This is a genomic window from Streptomyces sp. NPDC005483, assembly GCF_040606035.1.
Lineage (GTDB): Bacteria > Actinomycetota > Actinomycetes > Streptomycetales > Streptomycetaceae > Streptomyces.
Map to the genome: position 1 here is coordinate 133,572 of NZ_JBEXEA010000003.1, position 14,383 is coordinate 147,954.

Consider the following 14,383-nt stretch of genomic DNA (forward strand, 5'->3'; position numbering starts at 1 on the left):
ATGCGGTGGTGCGGATGTTCTGTCAGGCACCGAGCTTGCCGGAAACATCCCGGACGAGCCCGGTCCGGGGATGAAGGGGAGCTCGCGGTCCAGGTACTTCGATCCGGCGGCCAGTTGGTCGGGGTCCGGTCGGCGGGCATCGCGGTGCTGACCGCACGGGTGCAGGTGGCGTGGAACACGGGGCGCTCCTGGTGCGTGCGGGTGACGCGCCTCGAGGGCTGCCCGGTAGGCCGGGGTGTCGTAGGAGTCGGAGAACCGCGCGACCCGCGGCCGGGCGGGGACAAGCACCTCGGTGGTCACGGCGGCCATCTGGCGTACGTCGCGGTGGGCGTGCGGGGGTTCGTAGCCGCGGCCGAGGCAGGTGCGGGGCGACGGTGCCGGGGTGGGCGATCTCGGGGGTGAAGCGGGCGGCGGCCCGGCGCAGCAGTGCGACCAGCCGGTCCTCGGAGAGGTAGCCGTTGCCGGGACCGATCCCGAGGAACACGTGGTGGCCGGCTTCGACGAGGCCCGCGCAGCGCCTGGAGAAGGGGGTGGCGAGGAAGCCCTCCCCCGGGCGGGCCGCAAGCGAGGGTGCCCAGGCCGTCGGCATCGCCCAGTGGTGCATCGGTACGCTCCCCGTCTTCCGCGCAGGCAGTGCGCTGTGGGTTCTCCGGTCTCACCATCGAGACTAGGACCACTCGGCGGCGAGGCCCGGCAGGCCCTGGGGGAGCTGCCGGGCCATCAGCGCGGTTTCCACTCTGGTGGGACAACAAGAGCGCTCCGCGCACCGCGTCCGGCTACCGGCTACCGGCTACCGGCCGAGCGGCTTCTCCAGGATCGCCTTGCGGTGGCTGAAGGTCTCGATGGAGTAGCGGCCATGGTAGTTGCCCATGCCGCTCTCCCCGACCCCGCCGAACGGCAGGTCGGAGACGGTGAGGTGGGCGAGGGGCAGGCCGTAGCCGAGGCCGCCGGAGGAGGTCTCGGCGGCGATGCGGCGGCGGGTCGTGTCGGAGTCGGTGAAGACATACAGTGCGAGCGGCTTGTCCCGGTCGTTGATGAAGTCGATGGCGGCGTCGAGGCCGGGCACGGTGACGATGGGCAGGATGGGGCCGAAGATCTCCTCCTGCATGACCGGCGCCTTGGGGTCGACGTCGGCGAGGACGGTGGGCGCGATGTACTTGGTCGTACGGTCGCTCGCGCCGCCCACGACGGTACGGCCCGAGTCGAGGAGGCCGGTGAGGCGGTCGAAGTGCCGCTCGTTGATGATCCGGCCGTATTCGCCGGACTCGGCCGGATCGCTGCCGAACAGCGTCTCCACGGCGCTCGCGAACAGCGGCTCCAGGGCGGCAGCGGTCTCCGGGTCGGTGAGGACGTAGTCGGGGGCGACGCAGGTCTGCCCGGCGTTGAGGAACTTGCCGCGGACCAGCCGGTCCGCGACCACGGCGAGATCGGCGTCGCGGTCGACGAATGCCGGGGACTTGCCGCCCAGTTCGAGGGTGACCGGGGTCAGGTGCTCGGCGGCGGCGCGCAGGACGATGCGGCCGACCGTGCCGTTGCCGGTGTAGAAGATGTGGTCGAAGCGCTCGGCCAGCAGGGCCGTGGTCTCCGGGATGCCGCCCTCGACGACGGCCACCGCGTCCGTGTCCAGGTAGGCGGGGAGCAGCCGGGCCACGGCGGCGGAGGTGGCGGGGGCGAGCTCGCTGGGCTTGGCGACCACCGCGTTGCCCGCGGCGAGGGCGCCGACCACGGGGGCGAGCAGCAGCTGGGCCGGGTAGTTCCAGGGGGCGATGACGAGGACGACGCCGAGCGGGTCGTACTGCGTCCAGGCGCTCGCGTCGGCGCCGAGGTGTGCCGGGACCGGGGCGGACTCGGGGCTCAGCCAGTCGGTGAGGTGGTCCAGGGTGTGATCGATCTCGCGGATCGTGAAGTCGATCTCGGTGCGGAAGGCCTCGGTGGAGCTCTTGCCCAGGTCGGCGTGGAGGGCGGCGGCCAGCTCGGTGCCGTTGTCGGTGAGCATCTCGCGCAGGCGGCGCAGCTGGGTCGTGCGCCATTCGATGGGCTTGGTGCGGCCGCTGCGGAAGGTGGCGCGCAGTCGGGCCACGACGTCGGCGGGCTGCTCGGGGGCGGGGTGGTTCACGGGGTGCCTCGCTGGGTTGGGCGGGCCTTGCGGCCTGGTCTCGACGGTCAGATGTATATTGCAACCTTTTCGTGGCCGGGTAAATTCCGGGCCGCCTTCACTACTTTCCGGGACGGGGTCACTCAGTCCTTCCGGGACCAGGTCACAGCGATCGGCGGCGGTGTTCGAGATAGGTGCGCTCCACCGGGTTCTCGGTGAGTTCCGCGGCCCTGGCGTAGGCGGCCGCGGCTTCCGTGCCCCGTCCGAGCCGGCGCAGCAGGTCGGCGCGGACGGCGTGGAGGACGTGGTAGCCGTCGAGGTCCAGCGTGTCCACCAGGGCGAGGGCCCGCGCGGGTCCCTCGGTCTCGGCCACGGCGACCGCCCGGTTCAGCGCCACGACGGGGCTTGGCGCCACGGCCATGAGCTGGTCGTACAGCCGGCGCACCTGCTCCCAGTCGGTGGGCGCGTCGCTGTGGACCGCCTGGATGGCGGCCTGGATCTGGTACGGCCCCGGCCGGTTCCGGCGCAGGCACCGCCGTACGAGTGACTGACCCTCGGCGACGAGCGCGCGGTCCCAGCGGCCGGGGTCCTGCTCGGACAGCGGTACGAGTTCGCCGCTGTCGTCGGTACGGGCGGCCCGGCGGGACTCGATGAGCAGCATCAGCGCGAGCAGACCGATCGCCTCGGGCTCGTCCGGCATCAGCTCGGCCAGCAGACGGCCCAGGCGTACGGCTTCGGCGCACAGTTCGGGGGTGCCGCCGTAGCCCTCGTTGAAGATGAGGTAGATGACGGCCAGGACGCCCTTGAGCCGGTCGGGGAGGTCGGCGTCGCGGGGGACGCGGTAGGGGATGCGGGCGTCGCGGATCTTGGCCTTGGCGCGGACGAGCCGTTGGGCCATCGTCGGCTCGGGTACCAGGAAGGCGCGGGCGATCTGCGCGGTCGTGAGACCGCCGAGCAGCCGGAGGGTGAGGGCGACCCGGGCCTGCGGGGCGAGCGCGGGGTGGCAGCAGGTGAAGACGAGACGGAGCCGTTCGTCGCGCACGGGGCCCTCCTCGGGCGGTGCGTCGGGAGCGTGCACGAGGGCGGCCTCGGCGTGGCGGGCCTGCCTGGTGGACTCGCGGCGCAGCCGGTCGATCGCGCGGTTGCGGGCGGTGGTGATGATCCAGCCGGCCGGGCTGGGCGGCACGCCGGTCTCCGGCCAGCGCCGTACAGCCGTGGTGAAGGCGTCCTGGACCGCTTCCTCGGCGAGGTCGATATCGCCGAGGAAGCGGACGAGGACCGCGACCGCGCGGCCGTACTCCTCGCGGAAGACGCCCTCGATGTCCAGGGTCATCAGTCCTCGGACTGGTGCTGGAAGGGCCGCACCTCGATGGGCAGGGTGGTGGCCTGGGCCGCCTTGCGCCCCCACTCCAGGGCCGCGTCCAGGTCGGGCGCCTTCACGATGCAGAGGCCGCCGAGCTGTTCCTTGCCCTCGGCGTACGGCCCGTCGGTGATCAGCACGTCGCCGTCGCGGGGCCGCAGCACGGTCGAGGAGTCCGGGCTGTGCAGTCCCCCGGCGAAGACCCAGGCCCCGGCCTCGCGGAGCTCCCGGTGGAAGGCGTCGAGCCGCTTGCCGATCTCGGCCATCTCCTCGGGGGCGGGCACCTCGTCCCAGCCTGGCTGCATGACGTTGAGCAGGTAGTACTGCATGTCGTTCTCCTCCTGTGAGTGTGTCTCACCTCCTACACGAACGGCACACCCCCGGATCGACACCGCGCGCGACGGGATCGGGAGAATCCTGTCCATGACCACCGCACCGCACCCGCTCCTCGCCACCGCCCGCACCCTCGCGGACGGCCTCCTCGCCCCGCACGCGGCACGCGTCGACCAGGAGGGCGTGCCCCCGAGTCACCTCGACGCGATCAGGCGCTCGGGCCTGCTGGGGGTGAGCGCGCCGAAGGAGTACGGCGGTGCGGGCGCTCCGGACGCGGTGGCGCGGGAGGTCCAGGAGATCCTGGCCGGGGCGTGCTGCTCCACCTGGTTCGTCCAGACCCAGCACCACTCGCCGGTGCGGATGCTCGCGAAGTCCGCCCTCCCGGCGCGAGAGCGGCTGCTCGGGCCGCTGGCGACCGGCGAGCTGCTGGCGGGGATCGCGTTCGCGCATGTGCGCGCCTTTCCGCGGGTGCCGGTGCGGGCGACGGCCGAGCGGGACGGCTGGCGGTTCGACGGGAGAGTGCCCTGGTACACGGGCTGGGGTCTGAACGACGTGATGCTGCTGGCCGGCGTGTCCGACGCGGACGAGGTGGTGTTCGCGTTCACCGAGGCACGCGAGCAGCCGGGCCTGCGGGCGTCGGAGCTGATGCGGCTCGCGGCCCTCACCGCGGCCCGGACGGTGTCGCTGGAACTGGACGGGCTGTGGCTTCCCGGAGACGCGGTGGTGCTGCGCGCCCCCCAGGCGGAGTTCGCGCTGGAGGACCAGCCCCGCAACACCAACGCCTCCCCCGCCGTCTTCGGGGTGGCGTACGCGGCGCTCCAAGTGCTGGAGGACGCCGGGGAGTCGGAGACCGCGAGTGCTCTTCGCGGACCTCTCGACGAGGTGCGCGGGCAGGTGTACGCCCTGGCCGGGCATCCCGTCCCCTACGAGCGCGTCGCCGAACGGCTGGCGCTCAAGACACGGTCGTACGACCTGATGCGTGCCGCCACGACGGCGGCCGTGGTGGCCGGGGGCGGCCGGGCCATGGGGCTCGACGGCACGGCCCAACGGCTGTTCCGCGAGGGGATGTTCCTCCTCGTGCAGGGGCAGACGACCGAGGTCCGCCGCGCGCATCTGGACGCTCTGGCGCAGCTCTAGGCCAGGAAGTCGACGAGGGCGGCCGTGAGGTGGGCGGGGGCGTCCTCCTGTACGAGGTGACCGGCGCCCGGGACGGTTTCGAGGCGTGCGCCCCGGATGCGGGCGACGAGTTCGCGCCCCTTGTCGACGGGGATCCAGGTGTCGTCCTCGCCCCAGCACACCAGGGTGGGGAGCGCGATCTCCCCGTACCGCTCCTGTACTTCGTCGGTGTATCGCTGGTCGGCCTGGGCGATCTGACGGTAGAAGGCCGCCTGGCCCGGGTCGCCGAGCCAGGGTTCGACCAGCCGGTCGAGGACGGCGGGGTGCAGGCCGGGGCTGCTGGCGGAGCTGACGTACTCGCGGACGAGGGCCCGGTGCAGAGCGGGCGGCAGTTGGTCGAAGACATCGGAGTGCTTGCCGACCAGCCGGAAGAACGGCGACCCCCACGGGGCCAGCGCGACCGGATCGACCAGGGCGAGCGAGCGGTAGCGGGCGCCGTGCAGCAGATGGGCCCGCAGGGACACCGCGCCGCCGAAGTCATGGGCCACGACCCGGGGTCGGTCCAGATCCCAGTGCGCCAGGAGCTCGGTGAAGACCCTGCCCTGGGCCGCCAGGGAGACGTCCTGGCCGGCGAACTTCTCCGAGGTCCCGTAGCCGGGCATGTCCCACACGAACACGTGGTGGCGGCGGGCCAGGGCGCGGGCGACGGCACGCCAGACGTAGGAGGAGAAGGGGGTGCCGTGGAGCAGGACGACCGGGGCGCGGCCGGGGTCTCCGAGGCTGTCCCAGCGGACCTCACCGGAGCTGCTGCGGAAGGTCCTGGTCAACGGCCAGTCGCTCACGGGCTGTTCCTCACGACGGTTACGCAGGTCGAGTCTGTGAGCGTACGTGGTGACTGCCTAGCTCGCGAACGGCACCTGCGCCGAGGGCGCGGCCCGCTCGCCGAACGGGTGCTGCCACAGGCCCTGTCCGGCGAGGCGCGGCAGGACTCCCTCGCCGAACCAGTAGGCCTCCTCCAGGTGCGGATAGCCGGAGAGCACGAACTCGTCGATGCCGAGCGCGTGGTACTCCTTGATCCGTTCGGCGACCTCGTCATGACTGCCGACCAGCGCGGTGCCGGCGCCGCCGCGCACCAGGCCGATGCCGGCCCACAGGTTGGGGTGGATCTCCAGGCCGTTTCGGTCGCCGCCGCCGTGCAGGGCGAGCATCCGCTGCTGGCCCTCGGACTCGCTGCGGGCGAGCCCGGCCTGTACCGACCTGACGGTCTCGGGGTCGAAGCCCGCCAGGAGGCGGTCGGCCTCGGCCCAGGCCTGTTCGGAAGTGTCCCGGGTGATGACATGCAGGCGGATCCCGAAGCGCAGGGTGCGGCCCTCCCGGGCCGCGAGCCCCCGCACCCAGGCGATCTTCTCGGCGACCTGTGCGGGCGGCTCGCCCCAGGTGAGGTACACGTCGGAGTACTTGGCGGCGACCTCGCCGGCGATGGGCGAGGACCCGCCGAAGTACACCTCGGGCACCGGGTCGGGCACGCGTGCCAGCTTCGCGTCCTCGACCTGGATGTGCTCGCCGTGCAGATCGACGGTCTTGCCCTCCCACAACCCCCGTACGACCTCGAGGAATTCACCGGTACGGCGGTAGCGGGCGTCCTTGTCGAGGAAGTCCCCGTAGGCCCGCTGCTCGTGGCTCTCCCCGCCGGTGACCACGTTGAGCAGCAGCCGCCCGCCGGACTGCCGCTGGAAGGTGGAGGCCATCTGCGCGGCGAGCGTCGGCGAGACGGAGCCGGGCCGGAAGGCGACCAGGAACTTCAGCCGCTCGGTGTTCTGGCTGACCATCGCGGTGGTCAGCCAGGCGTCCTCGCACCAGGCGCCGGTGGGCGTGAGCGCCCCCACGAAGCCCAGGTCCTCGGCCGCGCCGGCGATCTGGCTCAGGTAGGCGACCGTCGGCGGCCGGTCCCGTCCGGAGACGGTGGCGGGCGTGCCGTGGCCACCTCCGACGACATGGCGGCTGTCGCCGTTGGTGGGCAGGAACCAGTGGAAGGTGAGGGACATGGGGGGTCTCCGATCGGGAAGGTCCGCTGTTCGCTAGAGGAGGCCGTGCCGGGGCGGCCGGGTGCCGTTGAGCACGTACCTGCCGATGTGCTGGATCTTCCAGCGGGTCGGGTCGTGCAGGGTGTGGGTGCGGGCGTCGCGCCAATGCCGGTGCAGGTTGAGGGAGTTGAGGGCCGAGCGGGTGCCGGACACCTCGAAGAGGGCGCTCGCCACCTCCACCGCCGCCTGGGCCGCCTGCACCTTGGCCGTGGCGACCGCGATGGACGCCTCGGCCGCCGAATCGTCGGTGAGGTCGGCCCGGGCGGCTTCCACGGCCCGCGCGGCCTCGCGCAGCAGGGCCTCCGACGCCCGTACCCGGATGGCGAGTTCACCGAAGCGCTGGATCAGCAGCGGGTCCTCGGCGGCCGTCTCGACGCCGCTCTCGAACCAGGGGCGGCTCTTCGTCCGGACGAACTCCGCCGCCTCGGCGAGCGCTCCCCCGGCGATCCCGGCGTCGATCGCGGCGTGCAGCAACTGGGCGACCGCTCCGTGGAGTTGGGGGCCCTCGAAGGTGAGGTGGTGGGGCAGGACCCGGTCGGCCGGGACCCCGACGCCTTCAAGGCGGACGGTGCCGCTGGCCGTCGTACGCTGGCCGAGGCCGTCCCAGTCGTCGACCACCGTCAGCCCCGGCGCGTCCCTGGGCACGTAGGCGACGTGCAGGTTGTCGTCCTCGGCGCGGGCCAGCACGGGAATCCAGTCGGCGAACAGGGCGCCGGTGGAGTAGTGCTTGACGCCGTCCAGGCGGTACGAGCCGTCCGCCCGCGGGCGCAGTCGGGTGCGGATGTCCTGGACGTGTTGGGTACCGGCCTCGGACTGCGCGTTGCCGAAACGGCGGCCGGCGAGCAGCTCGGCGAAGAAGAACTTGCGCTGCTCGTCGGTGCCTTGACGGCGGATCACGTTGACGTAGGCGAAGTGGCTCTGCGGGATCTGGGCGAGGCTCGCGTCGGCGGCGGCGAGCAGCCGGAAGATCTCCGCGAGGGTGACCGCGCTCACGTCCGCACCCCCGTGCTCGGCGGGGACGGTGACGGCGAGCAGCCCGGAGGCGGACAGACGGTCCAACTCCGCGCGGGGCAGCCTGCGTTCGGTGTCCCTGGCGGAGGCGCCCGCCCGGAACTCCGCGGCGAGCGACGCGGCGACCGCGAGGGCCTCCGCGTCGTCGGCGATCACGTGGGCGGCCTGGATGTCCTGGGTGGCCTGGACCTCCTGGGTGGCCTGGGTCGTCGCCACGGTCAGCCCGCCGCCGCCAGCACCGGTCGCCGTCCCAGGACGGTCGAGAACTGGTCCACGACCTGGGTGAGCGCCTCGGTCGCGGTGGGCGCGACGGTCAGCGAGCCGTCCTCCTGCACGCTGATGTCCTTGTCGAGGGTGAACCAGCCCTGCACGATGTGGGCCGCGCCCATGGAGCTGAGGACCGGGCGGAGCGCGTAGTCGATGGCCAGGACATGGGCGGTGGAACCGCCGGTGGCCAGGGGCAGCACGGTCTTGCCGGCCAGGGCGTACTGCGGGAGCAGGTCCAGGAGGGCCTTGAGGACTCCGGAGTACGACGCCTTGTAGACCGGGGTGGCCACGACGACCCCGTCGGCGCGTGCGAACAGCTCGGTCGCCTCGACGATCGCCGGGTGCTGGAAGTCGGCGCCGAGCAGGGCCTCGGCGGGGATGGTGCGGACGTCGAGCGGGATCACCTCATGGCCCTGCGCGGTCAGGCGCCGGTCGAGGTGGCGCAGCAGCCGGTTGGTGCGGGAGGAGGCGGAGGGGCTGCCGGAGACGGACAGGACGGTGGCCATGCGGTCCTCTTTCGGGGAGGCGGGGCGCCCCCTGTTCAGGAGGGGGCGCCCCGGCGGGAAACGGTCAGGAGTACCAGGTGGGTTCGGGCAGTTCGCCCTCGAGGACCCAGCGGCCGACCTCGCGGCGCTTGTAGGCGACCGGGTCGTGCAGGGTGTGGGTGCGGACGTTGCGCCAGAACCGGTCCAGGCCCTCCGAAGTGGCCGTGGAACGGGCGCCCGTCACCTCGAAGATCCGGCCGGCGATCTCCAGGGCCACGTCGGTGGCGCGGGCCTTGACGGCGGCCACCCGGACCTCGAAATCGCCGCGCGTCTGCTCGGTGACCGCGTCGGGGTCGTCGTGCAGCCGCTGTCCCTCGGCGGCGACGGCGTCGGCGAGGGCCTCGGCCGCCCAGAGCTTGGCGGTGAGGTCGCCGTAGATGTCGATGACGTACGGCTCGTCGACGGCGCGCTCGAAGCCGCCGTGCAGCCAGGAGCGGGACTTCTCGCGGGTGTAGGTGGCGGCCGTCTCCAGGGCGCCGCCCGCGATGCCGAGGTAGAAGTTGACGAAGACCAGCTGGATGGTGGGGACGTTGAGGGTGTTGTAGACGCGCGGCTGGAACACCTTGTCCACATATCCGGCCGCCGACGACCAAGGCGTGCGGACGCCGTCGAGGGTCACTCCGCCGCTCTCGGTGAGGCGCTGGCCGATGTTGTCCCAGTCGTCGTGGAAGGTCAGGCCCGCGGAGTCGGAGGGCACGATCGCGAAGACATGACTGTCGGTGCCTTCCAGGACGCCTTCGAGGACGGTGACGTCGGAGACCTTGCTGCCGGTGGAGAAGGTCTTGCGGCCGGTGTAGACGAGGTCGTCGCCGTCCTCGGTGACGACCACGTCCTTGTCGCGCGGGTTGACCGCGCCGCCGAAGAACCAGCGGTTCCGGGATGCCTCGGCCTCGACGTGCTCCCACTGTTCGCGGCTGCCGACCAGGCGGGCGGCCCAGAACCACAGGTAGTGGTAGCCGAGGAGCTGGCCGATGGAGCCGTCGGCCTTGGCGATCTCGCGGACGACCCGGTAGGCGGTGGGCCAGTCCTGGCCCCCGCCGCCGTGCTCGGTGGGGCCGAGGAGGGTGACGAGGCCCGCGTCCTTGAGGCGCTGGACCTCGGCGTACGGGGTGGCTCCCGCGCGGTCCCGTTCGGCGGCGTCGGTGGCGAGGACGGCGGCGACCTCGGCGGCGCGGGCGATCCAGTCCTGGGCGGTCTTGGGGGTGGGGCGGGTCTGCCAGTCGGTGTTCGTGGCGGTGCTCATGTCGGTGACCTCCTCAGATCTGGGCGGGGGTGGACTCGGGGAGCTGGGCTTCCAGTTCGCGCACCAGGGGCAGCACGCGCTTGCCGAAGTACTCGACCTCCTCGTGGTAGTGCAGGAAGCCGAGCAGGAGGAGGTCCACGCCGAGCTTCTTGTAGGCGACGATCCGCTCGGCGATCTGCTCCGGTGTGCCGATCAGGCCGGTGCGGAAACCGTCGTTGTACTGGACGAGGTCCTCGAAGGAGGAGTCCTGCCACATGCCCTTCTTGTCGCCGGTGGACTGTCCGGCCTGCTTCACGGCGGCGCCGAAGCCCTCGACGGCCTCGTGGTCGGCCTTGGCGACGATCTCCCGGAGGGTCTCGCGGGCCTCGGCCTCGGTGTCCCGGGCGATGAGGAAGCCGTTGAGGCCGAACTTCGGTGCGCTGCGCCCGACTTCGGCGGCTGACTTGCGGACGTCGGTGAGCTGCTCGACCACCCCGTCGAAGTCCTTGCCGTTGGAGAAGTACCAGTCGGAGACCCGGCCGGCCATCTGCCGTGCGGCGGTGGAGTTGCCGCCCTGGAAGATCTCCGGGTGCGGCCGCTCGTCGGTGTTGAGGGGCTTGGGCTTGAGGGAGAAGTCGCGCAACCGGTAGAAGTCCCCGGCGAGTTCGGCGTGGTCCTCGGTCCAGATCTTCCGCAGGGCGGTGATGAACTCCTCGGAGCGGCGGTAGCGCTCGTCGTGCTCCAGCCAGGGCTCGCCCAGGGCGGTGAACTCGCCCTTGAACCAGCCCGACACGACGTTCACCGCGAAGCGGCCCTTGGAGAGGTGGTCGGCGGTGGCGCCGAGCTTGGCGAGGACAGCGGGGTGCCAGAGGCCGGGGTGGACGGCGGCGATGACTTTCAGGCGCTGGGTGGCGAGCAGCAGGGCGAGGCTGAAGCTGGTCGACTCGTGCTGGTACTCGGCGCCGTAGCTGGCCATGTAGCGGACCTGGCTGAGGGCGTACTCGAAGCCGTTGTTCTCGGCGAGGACGGCGAGTTCGCGGTTGTAGTCGTAGCCCCAGTCGGTGCGCTGCTCGATCCTGCTGGTGACGAGTCCCCCGCTGACGTTGGGGACCCAGTAGGCGAATTTGACGGGCGCGGCAGGCATGCGTGACTCCTGTTGCAAAATGTTTTCGGGCACGCCGAATTCAAGGGGTGCGCGGGCACACGGAATTCAGGCGCGGAAATCTCGAAAAGAAGGGGCAAGCGCGGCGGATCGCAGGGAGGCTGATCAGGCCGCGGCGCAACAGGAGGCGCTGGAGACGCGCGCGAGGTCGACATGGCGTCGCCGCGTGAGGTCCAGTCGCATCTTCATGTCGTCGATCGTGACAGCCGTCGGCGAGAGGCGTCAAGGAAAACCCGACCGGTCTCGTATCGCGGACCATTGAATTTCACGAACGTGTGACAGGGAAACCCTTGAACCGGCCGTGAAATGAGCCGCATTCTGCGGGCATGCGGACGGAACAGCTGGAATACATCGCGGCGGTGACGCGGCTCGGATCGCTGCGCCGGGCGGCGGAGGAACTGCGCCTGTCGCAGCCCGCGTTGAGCGAGACCGTGCGGAACCTGGAGCGGGAGCTCGGGGTGGACCTGCTGGAGCGCAAGCGGTCCGGGGCGACGATGAGCGCGGAGGGCCGGGAGCTGCTGCCGCACATCGTCGGCGTACTGGAGGCGGTGGACCGGCTGCGGTCGGCGGCGGGCGAACAGCACCGTGTCAGCCGTATGGTCCGCGTCGGCACGGTGAACGCGGCGACCGTGCCGCTGCTCATCCCGGCGGTCGAGGACTTCCGGGCCGCGCATCCGGTCACCCAGGTCGAGGTGGTGGGCGCGCAGCAGACGGAGATCCACCGGGCCCTGGCCGAGGGCGGGTTCGACCTCGGTCTCGTCAACCACCTCGACGGCGACGACACACCGGCCGGATTCGAGTCGACCCGACTGCTGCACGGACGGCCGGTGGTGTGCCTGCGCCCCGACAGCCCGCTGGCCGCGCGGACGGGTGTGTCGGTGGACGATCTGCTCTCCCAGCCGTTGATCGCGATGCGTACCGGCTATGTCATGCACCGCTTCGTCCACCGGCTCCTCGACGGCCGTGACGCGTCGTTCGCGTACTCCACCGACGGCGCCGAGATGGGCAAGCTGATGGTGGCCGAAGGGCTGGGGGTGACCGTGCTGCCCGATTTCAGCGTGGTCGGGGATCCGCTGGAACGGCAGGGCACGATCACCCACCGGCCGATCGAGGGAGACACGACCCGGGTGCTGCTGATGCTTCAGCGCCGCAGGGCCGAGTCCGTGCCGCGGGCGGCCCGGGATCTGCACGAGGTGTTCGTAGGCCGGGCCCGTCAGCTGGGCGGGACGCTGACCGGTTCCCTCTGAGGACGCGGGTCAGTCCTCGTCACGCCCCGGGACCACCACGAGGAACGCGTCGGACTGCAGATCCATCACAACGGTCGCAGGCTCACCCTGCGCACGCCTCTGCGCTGCGTACTCCTCTGCCGGCCACGATCCGCGAGGAGCTCCCGCAGGAAACCGCTCCAACACCTTCGCGCTCATAGCGGCGAACACCTCCAGCATCGATGTACGACTCGAACCGTCTTGTCTCGTACCAGTGCGGCTTCCCGCGATGGGCGCGACCATGTCCGCGTTCTCGCCGGTGCCGGACGGGCGGACCCGGCGAGCGCCCTGCCCGCGGTCGCCGCGTCGGCCGGTTCGCGACGTGCCGCATCCGAAGGGGGTCATGGCACGGAAGTGACCGGCAGGGGGACCGAGACGAAGGACCGAGGGCCGATGGAGCACGACGACACGCGAGCGGGCCTGCGGTGTCTGGTGACGGGCGCCACCGGGTACATCGGCGGACGGCTCGTCCCGGAACTCCTGTCGGCGGGTCACCGGGTGCGCTGTCTCGCCCGTTCCCCGGAAAGGCTGCGCGACCATCCCTGGGCCGGCCGTGCCGAGGTGGTGGCCGGTGACGTGACCGACGCCGCGTCCGTCGCGCGGGCCCTGGACGGGGTGGACGTGGCGTACTACCTGGTGCACGCGATGAACTCCGGAGAGGGCTTCGAGGAGACCGACCGCCGGGCCGCGCGGATCTTCGCCGAGCAGGCCAGGGCCGCGGGGGTGCGGCGGATCGTGCACCTCAGCGGGCTCACCCCGGCGGGTGTGCCCGAGGACGAGCTCTCCCCGCACCTGCGTTCCCGCGCCGAGGTGGCCCGCATCCTGCTCGCCTCCGGGGTCCCGGCCACGGTCCTGCGGGCGGCCGTCGTCATCGGCTCGGGCTCCGCCTCCTTCGAGATGCTGCGCTATCTGACCGAACGCCTTCCCGTGATGGTCACCCCGAGCTGGGTGCACACCCGTGTCCAGCCCGTGGCGGTCCGCGACGTCCTCCGGGCCCTGGTCGGCAGCGCCCGCATGCCGGCGGACGTCAGCCGGGCCTTCGACCTGGGCGGCCCTGAGGTTCTCACCTACCGGCAGATGATGATCAGGTACGCGGCGGTCGCCGGGCTGCCGCGCCGGGTCATCCTTCCGGTGCCGGTGCTCACTCCCGGGCTCTCCAGCCACTGGGTGGGCCTGGTGACGCCGGTGCCCGCCTCGATCGCCCGGCCGCTCACCGAGTCGCTGCGGCACGAGGTGGTCTGCCACGAGAACGACATCACCCGCTGCCTCCCCGGCCCGCCCGCTCCCGCGATCGGCTTCGACGACGCCGTACGACTGGCTCTGCAGCGGGTGCGGGAAGCGCGGGTGACCACCCGGTGGTCGTCGGCGTCGGTGCCGGGCGCCCCGAGCGATCCGCTGCCCACCGACCCCGGCTGGGCCGGCGGAAGTCTCTACAGCGACCACCGGGAGCTCCGGGTCGCGGCGTCACCGCAGGCGCTGTGGCGGGTCGTCGAGGGCATCGGCGGGGAGAACGGCTGGTACTCCTTCCCGCTCGCATGGGTGGTACGAGGAGGGCTGGACCGGCTGGCGGGCGGGGTCGGGCTGCGGCGGGGGCGCCGGGACGCGGCACGACTGCGCGTCGGCGACTCGCTGGACTTCTGGCGGGTGGAGGCGATCGAGCCCGGCCGGCTGCTGCGGCTGCGGGCGGAGATGCGGCTGCCGGGCCTGGCGTGGCTGGAGATGTCAGTGGTGACCGACGAGGACGGCCGCACCCGCTACCGGCAGCGTGCCCTGTTCCATCCGCACGGTCTGCTCGGCCAGGCCTACTGGTGGAGCGTCTCGCCCTTCCACGCGATCGTCTTCGGCGGCATGGCCCGCAACATCGCCCGCGTCGCGGCGAGTTCGGCGGCCCGCGATCCGGAGCACACCCCCGTCCACTGACCT

15 protein-coding genes are annotated in these 14,383 nt (G+C 71.9%); 3 read left to right on the forward strand and 12 right to left on the reverse strand.

Going from position 1 to position 14,383, the window contains the following annotated elements; translation table 11 throughout:
• Positions 1-22 precede the first annotated feature (22 nt).
• From ABZT06_RS06745 to ABZT06_RS06760, 4 genes are all read right to left on the reverse strand, one after another.
• On the reverse strand, positions 23-604 hold the full coding sequence (locus ABZT06_RS06745) for a tRNA-dependent cyclodipeptide synthase (RefSeq protein WP_355735910.1): 582 nt from the start codon (positions 602-604) through the stop codon (positions 23-25).
• 186 nt (positions 605-790) lie between these two features.
• A complete protein-coding gene (locus ABZT06_RS06750; RefSeq protein ID WP_355735913.1) occupies positions 791-2,116 on the reverse strand; it encodes an aldehyde dehydrogenase family protein in 1,326 nt (441 codons plus the stop codon).
• Between the two features lie 142 nt (positions 2,117-2,258).
• Positions 2,259-3,428, reverse strand: coding sequence for an RNA polymerase sigma factor (locus tag ABZT06_RS06755; RefSeq protein WP_355735916.1), 1,170 nt, complete (start codon positions 3,426-3,428; stop codon positions 2,259-2,261).
• The gene (locus ABZT06_RS06760; RefSeq protein ID WP_355735919.1) at positions 3,428-3,784 is read right to left on the reverse strand and encodes a YciI family protein; all 357 of its coding nucleotides are present in this window, start codon (positions 3,782-3,784) and stop codon (positions 3,428-3,430) included. Before ABZT06_RS06760 ends, ABZT06_RS06755 begins: the two co-directional genes overlap by 1 nt.
• A gap of 94 nt (positions 3,785-3,878) precedes the next feature.
• Here ABZT06_RS06760 and ABZT06_RS06765 point away from each other — a divergent pair, with 94 nt between their 5' ends.
• Positions 3,879-4,925 (forward strand): acyl-CoA dehydrogenase family protein, encoded by a 1,047-nt coding sequence (locus ABZT06_RS06765; RefSeq protein ID WP_355735922.1) that lies wholly within the window; start codon positions 3,879-3,881, stop codon positions 4,923-4,925.
• Here ABZT06_RS06765 and ABZT06_RS06770 read toward each other — a convergent pair.
• From ABZT06_RS06770 to ABZT06_RS06800, 7 genes are all read right to left on the reverse strand, one after another.
• Positions 4,922-5,746 (reverse strand): alpha/beta hydrolase, encoded by an 825-nt coding sequence (locus tag ABZT06_RS06770; RefSeq protein WP_355735925.1) that lies wholly within the window; start codon positions 5,744-5,746, stop codon positions 4,922-4,924. The genes ABZT06_RS06765 and ABZT06_RS06770 overlap by 4 nt on opposite strands.
• Positions 5,747-5,803: 57 nt before the next feature.
• Positions 5,804-6,949 (reverse strand): LLM class flavin-dependent oxidoreductase, encoded by a 1,146-nt coding sequence (locus tag ABZT06_RS06775; RefSeq protein WP_355735928.1) that lies wholly within the window; start codon positions 6,947-6,949, stop codon positions 5,804-5,806.
• A gap of 33 nt (positions 6,950-6,982) precedes the next feature.
• A complete protein-coding gene (locus tag ABZT06_RS06780) occupies positions 6,983-8,215 on the reverse strand; it encodes an SfnB family sulfur acquisition oxidoreductase (protein ID WP_355735931.1) in 1,233 nt (410 codons plus the stop codon).
• A gap of 2 nt (positions 8,216-8,217) precedes the next feature.
• The gene (gene ssuE, locus ABZT06_RS06785; RefSeq protein ID WP_355735934.1) at positions 8,218-8,772 is read right to left on the reverse strand and encodes an NADPH-dependent FMN reductase; all 555 of its coding nucleotides are present in this window, start codon (positions 8,770-8,772) and stop codon (positions 8,218-8,220) included.
• A gap of 64 nt (positions 8,773-8,836) precedes the next feature.
• Complete coding sequence (locus tag ABZT06_RS06790; RefSeq protein WP_355735937.1) at positions 8,837-10,054, reverse strand: acyl-CoA dehydrogenase family protein; 1,218 nt, start codon at positions 10,052-10,054, stop codon at positions 8,837-8,839.
• 13 nt (positions 10,055-10,067) lie between these two features.
• The gene (sfnG, locus tag ABZT06_RS06795; RefSeq protein WP_355735940.1) at positions 10,068-11,177 is read right to left on the reverse strand and encodes a dimethylsulfone monooxygenase SfnG; all 1,110 of its coding nucleotides are present in this window, start codon (positions 11,175-11,177) and stop codon (positions 10,068-10,070) included.
• A gap of 123 nt (positions 11,178-11,300) precedes the next feature.
• Positions 11,301-11,384, reverse strand: a complete 84-nt coding sequence (locus ABZT06_RS06800) for a putative leader peptide (protein ID WP_350760414.1) — start codon at positions 11,382-11,384, stop codon at positions 11,301-11,303.
• Positions 11,385-11,521: 137 nt separating this feature from the next.
• Between ABZT06_RS06800 and ABZT06_RS06805 the strand changes: the two genes are divergently transcribed.
• The gene (locus tag ABZT06_RS06805) at positions 11,522-12,442 is read left to right on the forward strand and encodes a LysR family transcriptional regulator (RefSeq protein WP_355735943.1); all 921 of its coding nucleotides are present in this window, start codon (positions 11,522-11,524) and stop codon (positions 12,440-12,442) included.
• Between the two features lie 9 nt (positions 12,443-12,451).
• On the opposite strand, the gene ABZT06_RS06810 is transcribed toward ABZT06_RS06805, so the two are convergent.
• Positions 12,452-12,640 carry a hypothetical protein gene (locus ABZT06_RS06810; RefSeq protein ID WP_355735946.1) on the reverse strand — a complete coding sequence of 63 codons (189 nt, stop codon included), beginning with the start codon at positions 12,638-12,640 and terminating at the stop codon, positions 12,452-12,454.
• A 213-nt stretch (positions 12,641-12,853) separates the two neighbouring features.
• Between ABZT06_RS06810 and ABZT06_RS06815 the strand changes: the two genes are divergently transcribed.
• Complete coding sequence (locus ABZT06_RS06815) at positions 12,854-14,380, forward strand: SDR family oxidoreductase (RefSeq protein WP_355735948.1); 1,527 nt, start codon at positions 12,854-12,856, stop codon at positions 14,378-14,380.
• The last annotated feature ends 3 nt before the right edge of the window (positions 14,381-14,383 follow it).

Bases quoted from the DNA above. Each gene is read 5' to 3' on its own strand.
- ABZT06_RS06745 (WP_355735910.1), bottom strand. From the start codon at position 604: ATGCACCACTGGGCGATGCCGACGGCCTGGGCACCCTCGCTTGCGGCC.
- ABZT06_RS06755 (WP_355735916.1), bottom strand. From the start codon at position 3,428: ATGACCCTGGACATCGAGGGCGTCTTCCGCGAGGAGTACGGCCGCGCG.
- ABZT06_RS06760 (WP_355735919.1), bottom strand. From the start codon at position 3,784: ATGCAGTACTACCTGCTCAACGTCATGCAGCCAGGCTGGGACGAGGTG.
- ABZT06_RS06765 (WP_355735922.1), top strand. From the start codon at position 3,879: ATGACCACCGCACCGCACCCGCTCCTCGCCACCGCCCGCACCCTCGCG.
- ABZT06_RS06775 (WP_355735928.1), bottom strand. From the start codon at position 6,949: ATGTCCCTCACCTTCCACTGGTTCCTGCCCACCAACGGCGACAGCCGC.
- ssuE (WP_355735934.1), bottom strand. From the start codon at position 8,772: ATGGCCACCGTCCTGTCCGTCTCCGGCAGCCCCTCCGCCTCCTCCCGC.
- ABZT06_RS06790 (WP_355735937.1), bottom strand. From the start codon at position 10,054: ATGAGCACCGCCACGAACACCGACTGGCAGACCCGCCCCACCCCCAAG.
- sfnG (WP_355735940.1), bottom strand. From the start codon at position 11,177: ATGCCTGCCGCGCCCGTCAAATTCGCCTACTGGGTCCCCAACGTCAGC.
- ABZT06_RS06800 (WP_350760414.1), bottom strand. From the start codon at position 11,384: ATGAAGATGCGACTGGACCTCACGCGGCGACGCCATGTCGACCTCGCG.
- ABZT06_RS06805 (WP_355735943.1), top strand. From the start codon at position 11,522: ATGCGGACGGAACAGCTGGAATACATCGCGGCGGTGACGCGGCTCGGA.
- ABZT06_RS06810 (WP_355735946.1), bottom strand. From the start codon at position 12,640: ATGCTGGAGGTGTTCGCCGCTATGAGCGCGAAGGTGTTGGAGCGGTTT.
- ABZT06_RS06815 (WP_355735948.1), top strand. From the start codon at position 12,854: ATGGAGCACGACGACACGCGAGCGGGCCTGCGGTGTCTGGTGACGGGC.